Raw genomic sequence first — 20,662 nt, 5'->3', positions numbered from 1 at the left:
TGCGGGAATGTCTCTTCCCGCACCCGATAGCGACGCGCTGGCCGCGTCCCATGCCTTGCAGCACCAGATTGCCGCCGAAATCGCGCGCAATGACGGCGCCATTCCCTTTGTCCGCTTCATGGAGCTGGCGCTGTACGCGCCTGACCTCGGCTATTACAGCGGCGGCGCCGCCAAGCTGGGCAAAGATGGCGATTTTACAACCGCGCCGGAGATCTCTCCCCTGTTCGGCGCCACGCTGGCCCATGTGGCAGCCGCTATTATGGCGCAAACGGCTCCGCGCATCCTCGAATTCGGCGCCGGCACGGGCAAGCTGGCCCTGGACATCCTGACGGAAGCGGCGAATGCCGGCATCCATGTGGAACAGTATGCGATCGTCGAATTGTCCGGCGAATTGCGCGCGCGCCAGGAGCTGGCGCTGGCCGCCTTCCCGCAAGTGGTGTGGCTCGACGGCTTCCCCGACAGTTTCGAGGGCGCCGTGTTCGGCAATGAAGTGCTCGACGCCATGCCCGTCAACCTGATCAGCAAGACGCCCGCCGGCTGGTGCGAACTCGACGTCAGCATTGCCGACGGCCAGTTCGTGTTTGTCGAGCGCCCGGCCGGCGCCGATGTGGCCGCGCAGATCGCCGCGCAGGTACCGGACGCCGATGCCTTGCCGGTCGGCTATGTCACAGAAATTCATGGCGTGGCCTGCGGCTTCATGCGCTCGCTGGCGCGCATGCTGACCAATGGCAAGGGCGGCGCGGCCGTGCTGTTCGATTACGGTTTTCCTGCGCACGAGTATTACCTGGACCTGCGCGCCACGGGCACCCTGATGTGCCACTACCGCCACCATGCCCACGCGGAACCGTTTTATCTGCCCGGCTTGCAGGACATCACGGCTCACGTCGATTTTACGGCCATGGCGGTGGCGGCGCAGGATGCGGGCCTCGATGTGCTCGCCTACATGAACCAGGCATCCTTTCTGCTGGGCTCCGGTATCGGCGACTTGCTGCTGCGTACCGACCCCGAACAGGTCAAGACCTACCTGCCGCAGGCCAGCGCCGTGCACAAGCTGGTGTCGCCGGCCGAGATGGGCGAATTGTTCAAGGTGCTGGCGGTGGGGCACCAGGTGGCGTTGCCGGAAGCGCTGTTGTCCAGTGACCGCAGTCACCGCCTGTAAGCGTTGTCAATATCAAGGCAGGGCCGCACCGCCCTGCAATTTCCTGTCCGCCGGTGGTTATTATCTTGTCATATCGTATATGATGACCGACACAGCACGGTTCCATCCTGCAAGAACCCGTCGCCGCGCACCGATTTCAAGATAGAACGATGGGAAAGATACATACACACTATGACAACCTGAAAGTGGCGCGCCTGGCGCCGCAGGAAGTCATACGTGCCGCGTACAAAGCCCTCAGCCAGAAATACCACCCCGACAAGAATCCCGGCGACGAAAAGGCCGCCCGCATCATGGCCATCCTCAACAGCGCCTATGGCACCTTGTCCGATCCGCAACGCCGCAAGGAACACGACGAGTGGATCGCCGCCGAGGAGTGGGAAATCGAATGGCTGGAAAGCACCCACCACGAAGAAGGCAAGAGCCGCGATGGCCGCGCGAAAGGCCATGCCCAATCGCATGAGCACACCTGGGCGCAGGACATGCCGCCGCCGAAGGGCAAGCCGCGGAGTGGGGCGCTGCCCATCTGGCGCAACTGGCGCTGGTGGCTGAGTTTGCTTGTCTGCCTGCTGCTGGGCTGGCTGGGCGCCTTGCTGATGCTCGATACCTCGCCGCCCGTGCCTGCCGCGCTGGCGTCGGCCTGGAGCGGGCTGGCCCGCGATGGCGCCAGGGTGCACCCGGACACGGCAATGGCGGAGAGCGCAGCCACGCCGCCGGCAAAAAACGAGGCGGTGGCCATCGATAGCTGGGCCGTGGGCAAGCCGTATGCGGCCGAGCCCGCGCAAGCGAAGGCCCCCGAGATCCGCGTGCTGGCCGTGGCGCAACTGAGTCTGAAAGCCAGCCGGCCCGCCTGCGACGGCGCCAGCCAGGCCGAGTCGGCGGCGCTGGTGGCGCCGAATGGCGAGCCTTGGCCGGCGCGGTCCGGCTATGTCGATGGCTTCCCGATCAGTAACAAGGGCGACGAACTGAGCTTGACCATCGATAACAGCGGCAACACGGCGCCCGTCTTCGTCAAGCTGTATGACCAGGAGCGGCGCTCGAATGTGCGCTATCTGTACATCCTGGCCAATGACAAGCTGACCGTGGAGCAGCTCAGCGCGGGCAAGTACGAAGTGCGCTACCAGGCCGTCGGGCCCGGCCAGGACAATTGCGGCGGCGCCACGCGCAGCGGTGCCTCGATACCGGCGCCGGCGCCTGCCGCGGGTGAGGGGGGTACGCAGAATCCTGTTGTAAGCAGCATCTAATCTGATTATGCTTGATATGCGTCAACGCAGCGTCCACATCGAACTTATCCCTTAGGAGTATTCATGACCGACCTCAAAGCCGATGCAGATGATAACTGGCTGCTCGACGAAGATGAGCCGGTGGCCAGTCCAGCCGGGCTGGCCGCGCCCGACCAGCGCCTGTGGCGTGTGCTGATCGTCGATGACGACGTCGATGTGCATGCGGTCACGCGGCTGGCGCTGCGCAATGTCAGCTTCAAGGGCCGCGAACTGGAACTGTTTTCCGCCTACAGCGGCCGCGAGGGGTACGAGATCCTGCGCGACACGCCCGATATCGCGCTGGTGCTGCTCGACGTGGTGATGGAAACGGATGATGCCGGCCTGATCCTGGCCAAGCGCATCCGCGCCGACCTGAACAACTCCATCGTGCGCGTCGTGCTGCGCACGGGCCAGCCGGGCCAGGCGCCCGAGCAGCGCGTCATCATCGAATATGACATCAACGATTACAAGGCCAAGACGGAGCTGACGACGCAAAAGCTGTTTACCACCGTCATCTCGGCCTTGCGCGCCTACGAGAGCCTGATGATGCTCGAGCGCAGCCGCATCGGCCTGGGCAAGATCCTCGCCGGCGCCACCAATCTGTACCAGATCCATTCCCTGCGCGAATTCGCTTCCGGCGTACTCAACCAGGTCAGCGCCATCCTCGACGTGGGCGCCGACGGCGTGCTGTGCCTGATGCAGGGCGGCGCCGGGCGGCCCGAAGTGGTCGCCGCCACGGGCACGTATGCCGTGCTGGCCGAGTCCGAAGCCATGCCGGCCGACCACGCGCTCACGTCCACCATCGACAAGGCCTTCGCGGAAAAACGCAGCCAGTTCGAGCATCCGGCCAATGTGCTGTTCATCCATACGGAAGGCAACCGCGAGCTGGCCATTTCCGTCACGCCGCCTTGGCCGCTGGCGCAGATCCAGCGCGACTTGCTGGAAGTGTTTTGCCAGCGCATCGCCGCCGCCTTCGATAACCTGTACATGTTCGGCCAGCTGCGCAAGGCGCAGGAAGCGACCGTGGTGGCGCTGGCCGACCTGGCCGAGTTCCGCGACAGCGACACGGGCGGCCACGTGCGGCGCGTGCAGCAATTGTCCGACGCCATCGCCGTGCGCATGCAGCAGCGCGGGGTGTATGCCGACGAGCTCACGCCGCAGCTGCTCGACATGATCGGCCTGGCCAGCATCCTGCACGACGTGGGCAAGGTGGCCACGCCGGACGCCGTGCTGCTCAAACCGGGCCGGCATACGGACGAGGAGCGGGTGCAGATGCAGCTGCACGCCAGCGTCGGGCGCACCATCCTCGAGCGGGCCGCCAACATGGTCGACGGCGTCAGCTACCTCACGTATGGCGCGCAGATCGCCGGCGGCCACCATGAACATTTCGACGGCGCCGGCTATCCGAACGGCCTGAAGGGACGCGACATTCCCTTGGCCGCGCGCATCGTTGCCGTAGTCGACGTCTTCGATGCCTTGCTGCATGAGCGGCCTTACAAGGAGCCGTGGCCGTATCCGCAGGTGCGCGAATACATCGAACAGCGCAGCGGCAGCCAGTTTGATCCGGAAGTGGTGGCGGCGCTGCTGGACCTGATCGACAACGAGCCGCAACTGTGGCATCCGGAGCGCGCCACCGCTTGAGCAGCAACTTCCCCGGCGCTTTTCGGCACGGCCCCATTCCCTTGCGCACGGCGCCGTCATATACTCGGCAGCCTCATGCTGGCCGGCGCCACGCACCGGTGTGGCGCGCCGCGGAGTTTTCGGACATCACGACATGAAAGAACTCAAGGGCCTTAGCGCACTGATCATCGAGCCGCATCCGGGCATGCGCGCCAGCCTGCACAATATGCTCAACCTGTGCGGCCTGGCGAAGATCGACGACGCGGCCAGCTCGGGCCAGGCGATCCGCATGCTGGGCAGCAAATCGTATGATCTGATCCTGTGCGAATACGACCTCGGCGGCGGGCAGGATGGTCAGCAGATGCTGGAAGACTTGCGCCACCATAAATTGATGCACGCGTCGACCATGTTCTTCATGGTCACGGGCGAAGGCAGCTTCGCCAAGGTGGTCAGCGCCGTCGAGTTGTTGCCCACCGATTACATCCTCAAGCCGTTCACCGCTGACAACATGCTCGAGCGCATAGCCCGCGCGCTCGACAAACGCAATGCCTTCGTGCCCGTGTACGAACTGATCGACGTGGGCAATGAGCGCGCGGCGATCGCCGCCTGCACCGAGGGCGCCAGCCTGTATCCCCGTTACGCCACGGATTTCCTGCGCCTGCGTGCGGAGCTGCATTTGCTGCTGGGCGAGGCGGCCGATGCCGAACCGATCTACACCGCTTTATACGAGAGCAAGTCCATCGGTTGGGCGCGCCTGGGGCAGGCCAAGACGCAGTTCCTGCTGGGCGAGTACGCAGCGGCGCAGGGTACCTTGGAAGGGCTGCTGGAAAACAACAAGCGTTTTCTCGACGCCTATGACTGGCTGGCCCGCACGCATATGGCGCAAGGCAAGCCGGAACTGGCGCAGGCGGCCCTGAGCGAAGCGGTCGCCCTGTCGCCGCATGCCGTGCGCCGCTTGCGCCGCCTGGGCGAGGCGGCCCTGGCGGCCGACGATATCGACATGGCGGAAAAATCCCTCAAACTGGTGGTCAGCAAGGCCAAATATTCGGAATTCCGCGATCCGGAAGACCATGTGCGCCTGGTGCAGACCCTGGTGCGCAAGGGTGATCCCTTGCAGGCGGGCGCCGTGATCCGCGACCTCGACAAGTCGATGGGCGGGCAAAAGAATGCGGAACTGTGCAGCGCCCTGTGCAGCGCCATGCTGCATGCGCATACGGGCAACGAGGAACGCCTGCAGCAATCGCTGGACGCGGCCCTGGCCGCCAACCGGCACAGCGTGGGCAGCTCGAATACGCTGAAAACAGAGCTGGCGCGCCACTGCCTGGCGCACGGGCGCGAAGACGGCGCGGCCGAGGTGATGCGCGAAGTCATGCGCAATGCGCCCGACAGCGCCGCCATGACGCGCGCCATGGCCGTGTTCGAACAGGCGGGGCGCGAGGAACTGGCCAAGGCATTGGCGCGGCAAAGCCGCCAGGAAGTGGCCGATATGGTGGCGGCCGGGGCAGCCCGGGCGGGCGAGGGCGATTTCCGCGGCGCCGTCGATCTGATGGGCGAAGCCGTCACGCGCCTGCCCGACAATCCCCAAGTGGTCTTCAATGCGGCCGTGGCCGTGCTGAAATGCCTGGAGCACGAGGGCTGGGATGAGCGCATGGGGCAGCAGGCGTTGACCTTTATCGCCGGCGTGCGCCGCCTGGACCCGCGCAACCCCAAATTGCCCGTGCTGTCGGGCCTGCATCAGCAGTTGTTGCGTAAATACAAGCCCTTGGGCAATGCCTGGATGCATCCGCCTGACCCCCGGTAAACGGAGAAATGCGGGGTGGATGACGGGAAAATGCGGCTTGCAGGCAGGGGCGATAAAAAAAATACGAAAAAAGCTGACTTTTTCGCGCCAACCCTTGCACTTTCTCAAATCGGGAGCTTATAATCACGCCCCGAAGCAGCCAACTTCTTCTTTATACGCAAATGCAGCAGTCAGGCATCAGTAAATAAGGTTGACAGTTGTGAGTAGGTGCTTCATACTCTGCGGTTCCCGCGGAGGGGTGGCCGAGTGGTTAAAGGCGACAGACTGTAAATCTGTTCTCTATGAGTACGCTGGTTCGAATCCAGCCCCCTCCACCAAGTTTTTGCAAGGAAAACTGGGTAGTAGCAAAAAGCAAGTGAAGATAAAGTGAACGATACCTCGCGGGTGTAGCTCAATGGTAGAGCAGAAGCCTTCCAAGCTTACGACGAGGGTTCGATTCCCTTCACCCGCTCCAGTTTCCGTTCAGATGCTTGATGCATCGCATGCAACAAATTACAGCCCTTGTAGCTCAGTGGTAGAGCACTCCCTTGGTAAGGGAGAGGCCACGTGTTCGATCCACGTCAAGGGCACCAGAATTCGCAGCAGGCAGCACAGAAGCAATTCAAACCAGACCGTCGGGCGTGTGCCTGAGCAATCTAATCAAATCATTAGGAGTTCAAAATGGCAAAAGGTAAATTCGAACGGACCAAGCCGCACGTCAACGTCGGCACCATCGGCCACGTCGACCACGGTAAAACCACGCTGACCGCTGCAATCGCAACGGTTCTGTCGAAGAAATTCGGCGGCGAAGCTAAAGCATACGACCAGATCGATGCGGCTCCAGAAGAAAAAGCGCGCGGTATCACGATTAACACCGCCCACGTCGAGTACGAAACGGAAACGCGTCACTACGCGCACGTCGACTGCCCAGGCCACGCCGATTACATCAAAAACATGATTACCGGTGCTGCCCAGATGGACGGCGCGATCCTGGTGTGCTCCGCAGCTGACGGCCCAATGCCACAGACCCGCGAACACATCCTGCTGGCCCGCCAAGTTGGCGTTCCATACATCATCGTGTTCCTGAACAAGTGCGACCTGGTCGACGACGCAGAGCTGCTGGAACTGGTTGAAATGGAAGTGCGCGAACTGTTGTCGAAGTACGAATTCCCAGGCGACGACCTGCCTATCATCAAAGGTTCGGCACGTATGGCGCTGGAAGGCAAAGAAGGCGAAATGGGCGTTGACGCAGTGCTGCGTCTGGCCGATGCGCTGGATGCCTACATCCCAACGCCAGAGCGCGCTGTTGACGGCGCCTTCCTGATGCCAGTGGAAGACGTGTTCTCGATCTCGGGTCGCGGTACCGTGGTAACGGGTCGTATCGAGCGCGGCATCGTCAAAGTCGGCGAAGAGATCGAAATCGTCGGCATCACCGATACCGTCAAAACGACTTGCACCGGCGTGGAAATGTTCCGCAAGCTGCTGGACCAAGGTCAAGCAGGCGACAACGTTGGTCTGCTGCTGCGCGGCACCAAGCGTGAAGACGTGCAACGTGGTCAAGTTCTGGCAAAGCCAGGCTCGATCAAGCCGCACGCCCACTTCACCGGCGAGATCTATGTTCTGTCGAAAGACGAAGGCGGCCGTCATACGCCATTCTTCAACAACTATCGTCCACAGTTCTACTTCCGCACGACGGACGTGACTGGTTCGATCGAGTTGCCAGCAGACAAAGAAATGGTCATGCCAGGCGATAACGTGTCGATCACCGTCAAGCTGATCAACCCGATCGCGATGGAAGAAGGTCTGCGCTTCGCTATCCGTGAAGGCGGTCGTACCGTCGGCGCCGGCGTGGTTGCAAAAATCCTCGCATAAGGAAATGTTATGCTTCCACCCGGGGCGTCCTGGGTGGTAAAATAGCACTCCTCGAAAGTTTTACGTAGGGACGTAGCTCAATTGGCAGAGCGTCGGTCTCCAAAACCGAAGGTTGGGGGTTCGATGCCCTCCGTCCCTGCCACCGTCAAGGTGCAGGGCACCGAAAGTAGAAAAATGTCAAATCAATCCGTGCAAACCGTTAGCACGTCGAGTGACAAGATAAAAGTCGCGCTGGCAATAGTGGCTGCGATTGCAGGAGTAGTCGGGTTTTATTACCTGGCAGGCCAACCAGCTCTGGTGCGTGCAAGCGCGCTTGTGGCTGGTTTGGTTATTGCTATTGCGCTCTTGTATGTCTCGACGACCGGCCGTGAATTTCTCAATTTCGCCAAAGAAGCTGTGCGCGAAACCAAGAAAGTCGTTTGGCCTACCCGCAAAGAAGCCACGCAGATTACTGCGATCGTGTTTGCCTTTGTGCTGGTCATGGCGATTTTCCTGTGGGGCACGGATAAATTGCTCGAGTTTTTGTTGTATGACGTAATTCTAGGTTGGAAAAAATAATGAGCGAAAATGTGCATGATGAAGCGGCGGGCGAGTCCGTTCCGGGCGACGCTCCGGTAGCGGACACTGGTGCAGCGCTGAGCGTGCCAGTGAGCAGCAAGCGCTGGTATGTCGTGCATGCTTATTCCGGCATGGAAAAAAGCGTCATGCGCGCACTGACCGAGCGCATCGAGCGCGCGGGCATGCAAGACCAGTTCGGCCAGATCCTGGTGCCGATCGAAGAAGTGGTTGAAGTCAAGAATGGTGTGAAGTCCGTCACCGAACGTCGTTTCTATCCTGGCTATGTGCTGGTTGAAATGGAAATGACGGACGAGAGCTGGCACTTGGTCAAGAACACCAGCAAGGTTACCGGTTTCATTGGTGGCAAGTCGAACAAGCCGACGCCGATCTCCGCGCGCGAAATCGACGGCATCATGAAGCAGATGCAAGAGGGTGTCGAGAAGCCCCGTCCAAAAACCTTGTACGAGGTGGGCGAGCAGGTCCGCATCAAGGATGGTCCGTTCACCGATTTCAACGGCAATGTCGAAGAAGTCAACTACGAGAAATCCAAAGTGCGCGTCTCGGTCACCATTTTCGGTCGCGCCACTCCGGTGGAACTCGAATTCGGCCAGGTCGAAAAAGTCTAAGTATTATCAAGCGCCACCAGGAGCGTCGCGGCAGTCTCAGCGAAATCCGGTCAGAGGAGCCCCGCCAGGGTAGGATCGGCGGGGCGCTACTACTCAATCCAAGATAGGAGCCATCATGGCAAAGAAAATCATTGGTTTTATCAAGCTGCAAGTGCCAGCTGGTAAAGCAAACCCATCCCCACCAATCGGTCCAGCTCTGGGTCAACGCGGTCTGAACATCATGGAATTCTGCAAAGCGTTCAACGCGCAGACCCAAGGTATGGAACCAGGCATGCCGATCCCGGTCGTGATCACCGCGTTTGCGGACAAGTCCTTCACGTTCGTGATGAAGACGCCTCCAGCAACCTACCTGATCAAAAAAGCTGCTGCGATCACCAAAGGTTCGCCGAAGCCACATACCGACAAAGTCGGTACGCTGACCCGCGCACAAGCTGAAGAAATCGCTAAATTGAAAACCCCTGATCTGACCGCTGCCGACATGGATGCTGCTGTACGCACCATCGCTGGTTCCGCTCGTTCGATTGGTATCACGGTGGAAGGTGTTGTATAATGGCTAAGTTATCCAAACGTATCAAGGCTTTGAAAGCCAAAGTCGACCGTACCAAAGTGTACGCTTTCGACAACGCTGTCGCTCTGATCAAAGAGTGCGCAACGGCCAAGTTCAATGAATCGATCGACGTATCGGTACAACTGGGTGTTGATCCTAAGAAATCCGACCAAGTGGTGCGCGGCTCCGTCGTGCTGCCAGCTGGTACCGGCAAGACCGTACGCGTGGCAGTATTCGCGTCGGGCGAAAAAGCGGAAGCTGCCAAAGCAGCTGGCGCCGACATCGTTGGTATGGAAGACCTGGCTGAGCAGATCAAAGCCGGCGACATGCCTTTCGATATCGTTATCGCTTCGCCAGATACCATGCGTATCGTTGGTACCCTGGGTCAGATCCTGGGCCCACGCGGCATGATGCCTAACCCGAAAGTTGGCACTGTTACTCCTGACGTCGCTACCGCCGTGAAAAACGCGAAAGCCGGTCAAGTTCAGTACCGTACCGACAAATCCGGTATCATCCACGCTACCATCGGCCGTAAATCGTTCGCTGACGCAGATCTGAAGTCGAATCTGGTCGCACTGATCGACGCACTGAACAAAGCCAAGCCAGCATCGAGCAAAGGCGTGTACCTGCGCAAAGTTTCGCTGTCGTCGACCATGGGCGCTGGCGTCCGTGTTGACCAGGCTAGCCTGGCAGCTTAAGTAAAGAATCAAGTCCTGTGGCGCCTTCGGGCGCTGCGGGCGCATCTTTGGGCTGTCGGCCCGGTGTTCGCACCAGGCCGGCAGACAATCAAAGACCGTTGGGCCGACTGCGATCGCACATGCAGAAGGTTAATAGGCTTGCCGGCAACGGCAAGTGCCCAACGCAGATGGTGTACCCGAACAAGTTTTGTAGTCCTCATGCTGCGTGAATCCATCCGCTCAGTTTAGTACTTCTTGACTTCGGACGCCGTGTTCGAACCGATGCAAGGCGCTCAACCACTCGGTTGTGATCGCTGAACATCATTTAAGGAGGTTGACCGTGAGTCTCAATCTGAATGACAAAAAGGCCGTCGTCGCCGAAGTTTCCGCACAAGTAGCAAATGCGCAAACGATCGTCGTGGCCGAATATCGTGGCATCCAGGTTGGTCACTTGACGCAACTGCGTGCTAAAGCGCGTGCCCAAGGCGTGTACCTGCGTGTGTTGAAAAACACTCTGGCTCGTCGCTCCGTTGAAGGTACCGCATTCGCCAGCCTGGCAGATGCCATGACCGGCCCGTTGATCTACTCGATCTCGGCCGATGCCGTTGCAGCAGCTAAAGTCATCGCTGACTTCGCTAAAACCAACGACAAACTGGTCATCAAAGCAGGTAACTACGCAGGCAAGCCGCTGGATACAGCTGCTGTCACCGCGTTGGCGAGCATTCCTAGCCGTGAAGTCCTCATTTCGCAGTTGTTGGGCGTTATGCTGGCTCCGGTTTCGGGCTTTGCACGTGGTCTGGCTGCCCTGGCAGCGAAAAAAGGCGAAGGCGCCGAAGCTCCTGCAGAAGCAGCAGCAGAAGAAGCCCCAGCAGCCGCTTAATTGCGCGCGCTTTTTTCTCTCAGTACCAATCTGATGTAACTAACGTAATAAATTTAGGAGTTTCAAAATGGCAATTAGCAAAGACGATATCCTGGAAGCAGTTAGCGCCATGTCCGTAATGGACCTGAACGACCTGGTTAAAGCATTCGAAGAAAAATTCGGCGTATCCGCAGCAGCGATGGCTTCGGCCGGTCCTGCAGCAGGCCCAGCAGCAGCTGCTGAAGAGCAAACCGAATTCAACGTCATCCTTGACACCTTCGGCGCAAACAAAGTTGGCGTTATTAAAGCAGTTCGCGAAATCACCGGCCTGGGCTTGAAAGAAGCTAAAGACCTGGTCGATGGCGCACCAAAAACTGTGAAAGAAGCAGTGTCGAAAGCTGACGCTGAAGCTGCACAGAAGAAACTGGTAGAAGCCGGCGCAACCGCTTCGATCAAGTAATATCTGTACCGGCGGCAGTTAGCGCCCGAGTCAAAGTCTGAGGTTTCCCCTCGCAAGGGGGGAAATCCGACTTTGGCTCCTTTGTCGTCTGCATCGTATTTGTCATGTAGTTGTAGCAGCAGTTTTTATTCGATTCAAGCCGGAAAGCAGAGCCTTGAGGTTTCGTCTGTGTCACACGCAGCGGTGCAAACGAACACTTGCAAAACCTGAATTTTCTATCCTTTCTGTCACTCACGGAGTGTCCATGCACTACTCATTTACTGAGAAGAAACGCATTCGCAAATCATTCGCGAAGCGCGCCAACGTTCACCACGTTCCGTTCCTGCTGGCGACCCAGCTCGAGTCTTATCATAGCTTCTTGCAAGAGGACATAGCACCGTCCGGCCGCAAGAATGATGGCCTGCAGTCGGCTTTCACTTCGATTTTCCCTATCGTGTCGCACAATGGTTTTGCGCGTCTCGAATTCTTGTCGTACGTTCTGGGCGATCCTGCCTTTGACGTCAAAGAATGTCAACAACGTGGCCTGACGTTCGCGTCGCCGCTGCGCGCGAAAGTGCGCCTGGTGATCCTGGACAAGGAATCGCCAACCAAGCCCGTCGTCAAAGAGATGAAGGAACAGGAAGTCTACATGGGCGAATTGCCGCTCATGACGACCACCGGTTCGTTCGTGATCAACGGCACGGAGCGGGTTATCGTTTCCCAGTTGCACCGTTCGCCTGGCGTGTTTTTCGAGCACGACCGCGGCAAGACCCACTCGTCCGGCAAGCTGCTGTTCTCCGCGCGTATCATTCCTTACCGCGGTTCGTGGCTGGACTTCGAGTTCGACCCGAAAGACATCCTGTTCTTCCGCGTCGACCGCCGCCGCAAGATGCCAGTGACGATCCTGCTCAAAGCCATCGGCATGTCGCATGAGCAAATCCTGGCCAATTTCTTTGTCTTCGACAATTTCAACCTGCGCTCCGAAGGCGCGGAAATGGAATTCGTCGCCGAGCGTCTGCGCGGCGAAGTGGCGCGTTTCGACATCGTCGACAAGTCGGGCAAGACCCTGGTGCTGAAAGACAAGCGTATCAACGCGAAACACGTGCGTGATATCGAAGCTGCCGGCATCAAGCACATTTCCGTACCGGAAGACTACCTGCTGGGTCGCGTATTGGCGAAGAACATCGTCGATGGCGACACCGGTGAAGTCGTCGCTTCCGCGAACGATGAGCTGACCGAAGATCTGTTGGGCCGCTTGCGCGACGCTAACATTTCCGAAATCCAGACCTTGTACACGAACGACCTGGACCAGGGCGCCTACATCTCGCAAACCCTGCGTATCGACGACACCGCCGACCAGATGGCGGCGAAAGTGGCGATCTACCGCATGATGCGTCCAGGCGAACCGCCAACGGAAGACTCCGTTGAAGCGCTGTTCAATGGCCTGTTCTACAACTCGGACCGCTACGACCTGTCGGCCGTGGGCCGCATGAAGTTCAACCGCCGCATTGGCCGCGATGAACTGACCGGCGCCATGACCCTGTCGAACGAAGACGTGCTGGCCGTGATCAAGATCCTGGTGGAACTGCGCAATGGCCGCGGCGAAGTCGACGATATCGATCACCTGGGTAACCGTCGCGTACGTTGCGTGGGCGAACTGGCCGAGAATCAATTCCGCGCCGGCCTGGTGCGTGTTGAGCGCGCCGTCAAGGAACGCCTCGGCCAAGCCGAAGCGGACAACCTGATGCCGCACGACCTGATCAACTCGAAGCCGATTTCGGCCGCGATTCGCGAGTTCTTCGGTTCGTCCCAGCTGTCGCAGTTCATGGACCAAACCAATCCTCTGTCGGAAATTACCCACAAGCGCCGCGTATCGGCTCTGGGACCCGGCGGTCTGACACGCGAACGCGCCGGCTTTGAAGTGCGCGACGTGCATCCGACCCACTACGGCCGCGTCTGCCCGATCGAGACACCGGAAGGTCCGAACATTGGTCTGATCAACTCGCTGGCTCTGTATGCCCGCCTGAATGAATACGGCTTCCTGGAAACCCCGTACCGCAAGGTCGAAGGCTCCAAGATTACCGATCAGATCGACTACCTGTCCGCCATCGAAGAAGGCCGCTACATCATCGCTCAGGCGAATGCGACCATCAACGACGAAGGCATGCTGTCCGATGAACTGGTCTCGGCCCGTGAAGCCGGCGAAACCATCCTGGTCTCTCCAGAGCGCATCCAGTACATGGACGTGGCGCCAGGCCAGATCGTTTCCGTCGCTGCCTCGCTGATTCCGTTCCTCGAACACGATGATGCGAACCGTGCATTGATGGGCGCCAACATGCAACGCCAGGCCGTGCCTTGCTTGCGTCCGGAAAAAGCGCTGGTCGGTACCGGTATCGAACGCACCGTTGCGGTCGACTCGGGCACCACCGTGCAAGCCTTGCGTGGCGGTATCGTCGATTACATCGATGCGGGCCGTGTCGTGATTCGTGTGAACGATGACGAAGCGCAAGCTGGTGAAGTGGGCGTCGACATCTACAACCTGATCAAGTACACCCGTTCGAACCAGAACACCAACATCAACCAGCGTCCTATCGTGCAAGTGGGCGACCGCGTCGCCAAGCGCGACGTGATCGCCGACGGCGCATCGACCGACCTGGGTGAATTGGCACTGGGCCAGAACATGACCGTGGCCTTCATGCCATGGAATGGTCTGAACTTCGAAGATTCGATCCTGATCTCGGAAAACGTCGTCAAGGACGACCGCTACACCTCGATTCATATCGAAGAGTTGTCGGTGGTGGCCCGTGACACGAAACTGGGCGCGGAAGAAATTACGCGCGACATCTCGAACCTGGCTGAAAATCAGCTGGCACGTCTGGATGAATCCGGTATCGTCTACATCGGCGCGGAAGTACAAGCCGGCGACACCCTGGTCGGTAAAGTGACGCCAAAAGGCGAAACCCAGCTGACCCCGGAAGAGAAGCTGCTGCGCGCGATCTTCGGCGAAAAAGCCTCGGACGTGAAAGACACCTCGCTGCGCGTGCCTTCGGGCATGATCGGTACCGTGATCGACGTGCAAGTCTTCACCCGTGAAGGCATCGTGCGCGACAAGCGTGCCCAGCAAATTATCGATGACGAACTGAAACGCTTCCGTCTGGATCTGAACGACCAGATGCGTATCGTGGAAGGCGATGCCTTCCAGCGTCTGGAAAAAATGCTGATCGGCAAAGTTGTCAACGGCGGCCCGAAAAAGCTGGCCAAAGGCGCCAAGATCACCAAGGAATACCTGGCCGATCTGGACAAATACCACTGGTTCGACATCCGTCCTGCGGACGACGATGCCGCGGTAGCGCTGGAAGCGATCAAGGAATCGATCAACGAGAAGCGTCACCAGTTCGATCTGGCCTTCGAAGAGAAGCGCAAGAAACTGACGCAAGGCGATGAGCTGCAACCAGGCGTGCAAAAAATGGTCAAGGTCTACCTGGCCGTGAAACGCCGCCTGCAGTCGGGCGACAAGATGGCAGGTCGCCACGGTAACAAGGGTGTGGTTTCCCGTATTGTTCCTGTGGAAGACATGCCATACATGGCCGACGGCACGCCAGCCGACGTTGTGCTGAACCCGCTGGGCGTTCCTTCGCGGATGAACGTTGGTCAGATTCTCGAGACGCACTTGGGCTGGGCTGCCAAGGGTCTGGGTATCCGCATCGGCGAAATGCTGAAGGCGCAAACCAAGGTCGAGCAAGTGCGCAAGTACCTGACGACGATCTACAACGACAACGGCCGCGCGGAAGATCTGAACGACTTCGACGATGAAGAGATCATGAAGCTGGCGGAAAACCTGAAAAAAGGTGTTCCATTCGCCACGCCAGTGTTCGACGGCGCCAATGAAGAAGAGATCCGCCGCATGCTGGACCTGGCGTATCCGGACGACATCGCCAAGAACCTGGGCATGACCGCTTCGAAAAACCAGGTGACCATGTATGACGGTCGCACCGGTGAAGCGTTCGAGCGCAAGGTCACTGTCGGCGTCATGCACATGCTGAAACTGCATCACTTGGTCGATGACAAGATGCATGCGCGTTCGACCGGTCCTTACTCGCTGGTGACGCAACAGCCGCTGGGTGGTAAAGCCCAGTTCGGTGGTCAGCGTTTCGGTGAGATGGAAGTCTGGGCACTGGAAGCGTATGGCGCGTCGTATGTCTTGCAAGAGATGTTGACCGTCAAGTCCGATGACGTGAATGGCCGTACCAAAGTGTACGAGAACCTCGTCAAGGGCGATCACGTGATCGACGCCGGCATGCCGGAATCGTTCAACGTGCTGGTCAAGGAAATCCGTTCGCTGGGTATCGATATCGACCTCGAACGCAACTAAACGACAGCACCCTGTCATTTGGTTTGGGAAACACAAAGCCCGGCTGGGAAACCACGCCGGGCAATGTAGTCTCAGGAATATAGAAATTTAATCACCTCTGGAGTGATACATGAAAGCACTGCTCGATCTATTCAAGCAAGTACAGACCAACGAGACCTTCGATGCAATCAAGATCGGTCTCGCTTCGCCTGAGAAAATCCGTTCGTGGTCCTACGGCGAAGTCAAGAAGCCGGAAACCATCAACTACCGTACCTTCAAGCCTGAGCGCGACGGCCTGTTCTGCGCCAAGATCTTTGGCCCGATCAAGGATTACGAATGCCTGTGCGGCAAGTACAAGCGCCTGAAACACCGCGGCGTGATCTGCGAAAAGTGCGGCGTCGAAGTCACCCTGGCCAAAGTGCGCCGCGAGCGCATGGGCCACATCGAGCTGGCCTCGCCGACCGCGCACATCTGGTTCCTGAAGTCGCTGCCGTCGCGTCTGGGCATGGTCCTGGACATGACCCTGCGGGACATCGAACGCGTGCTGTACTTTGAGGCATACGTCGTGACCGATCCAGGCATGACTCCGCTGAAAAAGTGCCAGATCATGTCGGAAGACGACTACGCCGCCAAGTACGAAGAATACGGCGACGACTTCACCGCCTTCATGGGTGCCGAAGGTATCCGTGAACTGCTGCGCTCGATCGACATCCACCGCGATGCCGAAACCCTGCGCGTGGAACTGAAGGAATCGAAATCCGAAGCCAAGATCAAGAAATACGCCAAACGCCTTAAGGTGTTAGAGGCGTTCCAACGTTCGGGCATCAAGCCTGACTGGATGATCATGGAAGTGCTGCCAGTGCTGCCGCCGGAACTGCGCCCGCTGGTACCGCTGGACGGTGGCCGTTTCGCGACCTCGGATCTGAACGATCTGTATCGCCGCGTCATCAACCGTAACAACCGTCTGAAACGCCTGATGGAGCTGCGCGCTCCAGAGATCATCACGCGCAACGAAAAGCGCATGCTGCAAGAAGCGGTCGATTCGCTGCTGGACAACGGCCGTCGCGGCAAAGCGATGACCGGCGCCAACAAGCGTCCGCTGAAGTCCTTGGCTGAGATGATCAAGGGCAAGGGCGGCCGTTTCCGTCAAAACTTGCTGGGCAAACGCGTCGATTACTCCGGTCGTTCGGTCATCGTCGTGGGCCCGCAATTGAAACTGCATCAGTGCGGCTTGCCGAAACTGATGGCGCTGGAACTGTTCAAGCCATTCATTTTCAATAAACTGGAACTGATGGGTCTGGCGACCACGATCAAGGCGGCGAAGAAGCTGGTCGAGATTCAAGAGCCGGTCGTATGGGACATCCTGGAAGACGTGATCCGTGAACATCCGATCATGTTGAACCGCGCACCGACCTTGCACCGTCTGGGTATCCAGGCGTTCGAGCCGGTCCTGATTGAAGGCAAGGCGATCCAGTTGCACCCGCTCGTCTGCGCCGCATTCAATGCCGACTTTGACGGTGACCAAATGGCGGTCCACGTTCCTCTGTCGATCGAAGCGCAGATGGAAGCACGCACCCTGATGCTGGCATCGAACAACATCTTGTTCCCATCGAACGGCGAACCGTCGATCGTGCCATCGCAGGATATCGTGCTGGGTCTGTACTACGCGACCCGCGAAGCGATCAATGCGAAGAACGAAGGGATGATGTTCCCTGACGTATCGGAAGTGATCCGTGCCTACGACAACAAGGAAGTCGAACTGACGACCCGCGTCACCGTGCGTATTACCGAATACCCGAAAAACGCCGAAACGGGCGAATTCGAGAAAACGGTAACGCGTTACGAAACGACGATCGGCCGTGCGATCCTGTCGGAAATTCTGCCAAAAGGCCTGCCTTTCTCGGTGCTGAACCGCGCGCTGAAAAAGAAAGAAATTTCCAAGCTGATCAACACGTCGTTCCGCAAGTGCGGCCTGCGCGCCACCGTGGTGTTCGCAGACAAACTGATGCAATCGGGTTTCCGCCTGGCGACACGCGCCGGTATCTCGATCTGCGTCGACGACATGCTGGTACCGCCTCAAAAAGTCACGCTGATCGCGACGGCCGAATCGGAAGTCAAGCAGATCGAACAGCAATACGCCTCGGGTCTCGTGACCGCCGGCGAGCGTTACAACAAGGTAGTCGATATCTGGGGCAAAACCTCCGATGAAGTCGGCAAGGCCATGATGGACCAGCTCAAAGTCGAAGACGTGATCCGCCGCGACGGCACCAAGTCGACGCAAGAATCGTTTAACGCCATTTACATGATGGCCGACTCCGGCGCGCGCGGTTCCGCAGCCCAGATTCGCCAGTTGGCCGGTATGCGTGGTCTGATGGCCAAACCGGATGGTTCGATTATCGAAACGCCGATTACCGCGAACTTCCGCGAAGGTCTGAACGTGTTGCAGTACTTCATTTCGACCCACGGCGCTCGTAAAGGTCTGGCCGATACGGCGCTGAAAACGGCTAACTCCGGTTACCTGACGCGTCGTCTGGTTGACGTGACGCAAGACTTGGTGGTGATCGAGGACGATTGCGGCACCATGAACGGCGCCGTCATGAAGGCACTGGTCGAAGGTGGTGAAGTCATCGAACCGTTGCGTGACCGTATCCTCGGCCGCGTGGTGGTGCATGACGTCGTCAATCCTGAAACCCAGGAAACGCTGTACGAAGCCGGCACCCTGATGGACGAAGACATGGTCGAAGAGATCGAGCGTCTGTCCATCGATGAAGTCAAGGTCCGCACGCCACTGACTTGCGACACGCGCTTCGGCCTGTGCGCCAAGTGCTATGGCCGCGACCTGGGCCGCGGCATGCTGGTCAACGCCGGCGAAGCCGTCGGTGTGGTGGCAGCGCAGTCGATTGGTGAGCCGGGTACCCAGCTGACCATGCGTACGTTCCACATTGGTGGTGCGGCATCGCGTGCGGCAGTGGCATCGTCGGTCGAAGCCAAGTCGAACGGCACCATCCGCTTCACGGCAACCATGCGTTACGTGACGAACGGCAAGGGCGCGCAAATCGTCATTTCCCGTTCCGGCGAAGTGCTGATCACCGACGACCACGGCCGTGAGCGTGAGCGTCATAAAGTACCGTACGGTGCGACCCTGATCGTCAAGGACGGCATGGTCATCAAGGCCGGTACGGCCCTGGCAACGTGGGATCCGCTGACCCGTCCGATCATTACCGAATACGCCGGTCAAGTGCGTTTCGAGAACGTCGAAGAAGGCGTCACCGTGGCCCGTCAGGTCGACGAAGTGACCGGTCTGTCCACCCTGGTGGCGATCGATGCGAAACGTCGCGGTTCGCTGACGAAAACGTTGCGTCCGCAAGTCAAGCTGATCAACGACGCGAACGAAGAAGTCAAGATCGCCGGCACCGAACACTCGGTGGCGATCGGCTTCCAGGTCGGCGCGCTGATCATGGTCAAGGACGGTCAACAGGTATCGGTGGGTGAAGTGCTGGCACGTATCCCGACCGAATCGCAAAAAACGCGCGATATTACCGGTGGTCTGCCACGCGTGGCGGAACTGTTCGAAGCGCGCTCGCCGAAAGACGCCGGTATGCTGGCGGAAGTCACGGGTACGGTTGCGTTCGGTAAAGAAACCAAGGGCAAGCAGCGTCTGGAAATCACGGACATGGACGGCAACAAGCATGAGTTCTTGATCACCAAGGACAAGCAAGTGCTGGTGCATGACGGCCAAGTCGTGAACAAGGGCGAGATGATCGTGGACGGCCCGGCCGATCCGCAAGACATCCTGCGTCTGCTGGGTATCGAAGCGCTGGCACGTTACATCGTCGACGAAGTGCAAGACGTGTACCGTCTGCAAGGCGTGAAGATCAATGACAAGCACATCGAAGTGATCGTGCGTCAGATGCTGCGCCGTGTGCAGATCGTCAATGCCGGCGACACCAACTACATCGTTGGCGAGCAGGTAGAACGTTCGGAACTGCTGGACGAGAACGATCGCATGGCCGTTGAGAACAAGATTCCAGCGACCTACGAAAACGTCTTGTTGGGTATTACCAAGGCATCGCTGTCGACCGATTCGTTCATCTCGGCCGCATCGTTCCAGGAAACCACTCGCGTGCTGACCGAAGCGGCGATCATGGGCAAGCGCGATGGTCTGCGCGGCCTGAAAGAGAACGTCATCGTCGGCCGTCTGATTCCTGGCGGTACGGGTCTGGCCTTCCACCGCGCACGCAAAGAGAAAGAAGCGTGGGAAGTGGAAGAGCGTCAAGCACTGCTGCTGGCCGAGAAAGCCTCGATGGCTGGCGAAGCTGCCGAAGCGCTGCAAGACATCGAAACTCAGCAACACCACGGCGACGAAGCGTAATCTGCGCTGTTAGCTGACAAGAACGGCACCTTCGGGTGCCGTTTTTTTATGTTCGTTATTGCAGCCTTCCGCACAGGCAAAGAGACGACCGCGTGGGAGCGGTAGCGCTTCAAGCCCCGCTGCTGGCCGATAAAGCCACCCTGGCCGGTGACGCCACCGAAGATCTGCTGGCCATCGACACCCAGCAACACCACGGCGACGAAGCGTAATCTGCGCTGCTAGCTGACAAAAACGGCACCTTCGGGTGCCGTTTTTTTATGTTCGTTATTGCAGCCTTCCGCACAGGCAAAGAGACGACCGCGTGGGAGCGGTAGCGCTTCAAGCCCCGCTGCTGGCCGATAAAGCCACCCTGGCCGGTGACGCCACCGAAGATCTGCTGGCCATCGAAACCCGGCAACACCACGGCGACGAAGCGTAATCTGCGCTGCTAGGGTCTGTCTGACTGATTTCAGATGAGCCATAGAATCATTGTTGCGATAATCACGACTGCCAGATAGTTGTGTCCGCGTTTGTCGTAGCGAGTTGCGACGGCGCGGAAATCTT

At 58.9% G+C, this 20,662-nt stretch carries 13 protein-coding genes and 4 tRNA genes; all 17 read left to right on the top strand.

All coding sequences use genetic code 11. From position 1 onward, the window contains the following. Positions 1 to 7 precede the first annotated feature (7 nt). Positions 8 to 1,159, top strand: coding sequence for a class I SAM-dependent methyltransferase (locus ACQ4W4_RS15180; protein WP_436542701.1), 1,152 nt, complete (start codon positions 8 to 10; stop codon positions 1,157 to 1,159). Positions 1,160 to 1,308: 149 nt separating this feature from the next. Beyond that, the gene (locus ACQ4W4_RS15175; protein ID WP_436542700.1) at positions 1,309 to 2,400 is read left to right on the top strand and encodes a J domain-containing protein; all 1,092 of its coding nucleotides are present in this window, start codon (positions 1,309 to 1,311) and stop codon (positions 2,398 to 2,400) included. A gap of 63 nt (positions 2,401 to 2,463) precedes the next feature. Further along, a complete protein-coding gene (locus ACQ4W4_RS15170) occupies positions 2,464 to 4,059 on the top strand; it encodes a DUF3369 domain-containing protein (protein ID WP_436542699.1) in 1,596 nt (531 codons plus the stop codon). A gap of 133 nt (positions 4,060 to 4,192) precedes the next feature. Then, positions 4,193 to 5,839, top strand: coding sequence for a response regulator (locus tag ACQ4W4_RS15165; RefSeq protein ID WP_436542698.1), 1,647 nt, complete (start codon positions 4,193 to 4,195; stop codon positions 5,837 to 5,839). A 232-nt stretch (positions 5,840 to 6,071) separates the two neighbouring features. Further along, a tRNA-Tyr gene (locus ACQ4W4_RS15160) sits at positions 6,072 to 6,156 on the top strand. 63 nt (positions 6,157 to 6,219) lie between these two features. Continuing rightward, positions 6,220 to 6,293, top strand: a tRNA-Gly gene (locus ACQ4W4_RS15155). A 43-nt stretch (positions 6,294 to 6,336) separates the two neighbouring features. Beyond that, positions 6,337 to 6,411: transfer RNA gene (locus tag ACQ4W4_RS15150), tRNA-Thr, on the top strand. 88 nt (positions 6,412 to 6,499) lie between these two features. Beyond that, positions 6,500 to 7,690, top strand: coding sequence for an elongation factor Tu (tuf, locus tag ACQ4W4_RS15145; protein WP_034753125.1), 1,191 nt, complete (start codon positions 6,500 to 6,502; stop codon positions 7,688 to 7,690). A gap of 66 nt (positions 7,691 to 7,756) precedes the next feature. Next, positions 7,757 to 7,832, top strand: a tRNA-Trp gene (locus ACQ4W4_RS15140). A gap of 32 nt (positions 7,833 to 7,864) precedes the next feature. Next, positions 7,865 to 8,248, top strand: a complete 384-nt coding sequence (gene secE, locus ACQ4W4_RS15135) for a preprotein translocase subunit SecE (protein WP_436543003.1) — start codon at positions 7,865 to 7,867, stop codon at positions 8,246 to 8,248. Then, the gene (nusG, locus tag ACQ4W4_RS15130; protein ID WP_010394310.1) at positions 8,248 to 8,874 is read left to right on the top strand and encodes a transcription termination/antitermination protein NusG; all 627 of its coding nucleotides are present in this window, start codon (positions 8,248 to 8,250) and stop codon (positions 8,872 to 8,874) included. Before secE ends, nusG begins: the two co-directional genes overlap by 1 nt. Before the next feature lie 115 nt (positions 8,875 to 8,989). After that, positions 8,990 to 9,424, top strand: a complete 435-nt coding sequence (gene rplK, locus ACQ4W4_RS15125) for a 50S ribosomal protein L11 (RefSeq protein WP_034783246.1) — start codon at positions 8,990 to 8,992, stop codon at positions 9,422 to 9,424. Beyond that, on the top strand, positions 9,424 to 10,119 hold the full coding sequence (rplA, locus tag ACQ4W4_RS15120) for a 50S ribosomal protein L1 (RefSeq protein ID WP_034753134.1): 696 nt from the start codon (positions 9,424 to 9,426) through the stop codon (positions 10,117 to 10,119). The genes rplK and rplA overlap by 1 nt, the downstream gene beginning before the upstream one ends. Positions 10,120 to 10,438: 319 nt before the next feature. Continuing rightward, entirely contained in the window at positions 10,439 to 10,978 is a 540-nt protein-coding gene (rplJ, locus tag ACQ4W4_RS15115) for a 50S ribosomal protein L10 (RefSeq protein WP_034753621.1), read from the top strand. A gap of 67 nt (positions 10,979 to 11,045) precedes the next feature. Beyond that, entirely contained in the window at positions 11,046 to 11,417 is a 372-nt protein-coding gene (rplL, locus tag ACQ4W4_RS15110; RefSeq protein WP_034753136.1) for a 50S ribosomal protein L7/L12, read from the top strand. Between the two features lie 244 nt (positions 11,418 to 11,661). Further along, positions 11,662 to 15,768 carry a DNA-directed RNA polymerase subunit beta gene (gene rpoB, locus ACQ4W4_RS15105; protein WP_436542697.1) on the top strand — a complete coding sequence of 1,369 codons (4,107 nt, stop codon included), beginning with the start codon at positions 11,662 to 11,664 and terminating at the stop codon, positions 15,766 to 15,768. A 109-nt stretch (positions 15,769 to 15,877) separates the two neighbouring features. Beyond that, a complete protein-coding gene (gene rpoC, locus ACQ4W4_RS15100; RefSeq protein ID WP_034753138.1) occupies positions 15,878 to 20,119 on the top strand; it encodes a DNA-directed RNA polymerase subunit beta' in 4,242 nt (1,413 codons plus the stop codon). The last annotated feature ends 543 nt before the right edge of the window (positions 20,120 to 20,662 follow it).

It is taken from the genome of Janthinobacterium glycogeni, assembly GCF_051380725.1.
Taxonomy (GTDB): domain Bacteria; phylum Pseudomonadota; class Gammaproteobacteria; order Burkholderiales; family Burkholderiaceae_D; genus Janthinobacterium.
This window is presented reverse-complemented; position numbering and strand designations above follow the sequence as displayed.

Excerpts from the sequence above, each read along its gene's own strand:
- ACQ4W4_RS15180 (WP_436542701.1), top strand. The coding sequence starts at position 8 with ATGTCTCTTCCCGCACCCGATAGCGACGCGCTGGCCGCGTCCCATGCC.
- ACQ4W4_RS15175 (WP_436542700.1), top strand. The coding sequence starts at position 1,309 with ATGGGAAAGATACATACACACTATGACAACCTGAAAGTGGCGCGCCTG.
- ACQ4W4_RS15170 (WP_436542699.1), top strand. The coding sequence starts at position 2,464 with ATGACCGACCTCAAAGCCGATGCAGATGATAACTGGCTGCTCGACGAA.
- ACQ4W4_RS15165 (WP_436542698.1), top strand. The coding sequence starts at position 4,193 with ATGAAAGAACTCAAGGGCCTTAGCGCACTGATCATCGAGCCGCATCCG.
- tuf (WP_034753125.1), top strand. The coding sequence starts at position 6,500 with ATGGCAAAAGGTAAATTCGAACGGACCAAGCCGCACGTCAACGTCGGC.
- secE (WP_436543003.1), top strand. The coding sequence starts at position 7,865 with ATGTCAAATCAATCCGTGCAAACCGTTAGCACGTCGAGTGACAAGATA.
- nusG (WP_010394310.1), top strand. The coding sequence starts at position 8,248 with ATGAGCGAAAATGTGCATGATGAAGCGGCGGGCGAGTCCGTTCCGGGC.
- rplK (WP_034783246.1), top strand. The coding sequence starts at position 8,990 with ATGGCAAAGAAAATCATTGGTTTTATCAAGCTGCAAGTGCCAGCTGGT.
- rplA (WP_034753134.1), top strand. The coding sequence starts at position 9,424 with ATGGCTAAGTTATCCAAACGTATCAAGGCTTTGAAAGCCAAAGTCGAC.
- rplL (WP_034753136.1), top strand. The coding sequence starts at position 11,046 with ATGGCAATTAGCAAAGACGATATCCTGGAAGCAGTTAGCGCCATGTCC.
- rpoB (WP_436542697.1), top strand. The coding sequence starts at position 11,662 with ATGCACTACTCATTTACTGAGAAGAAACGCATTCGCAAATCATTCGCG.
- rpoC (WP_034753138.1), top strand. The coding sequence starts at position 15,878 with ATGAAAGCACTGCTCGATCTATTCAAGCAAGTACAGACCAACGAGACC.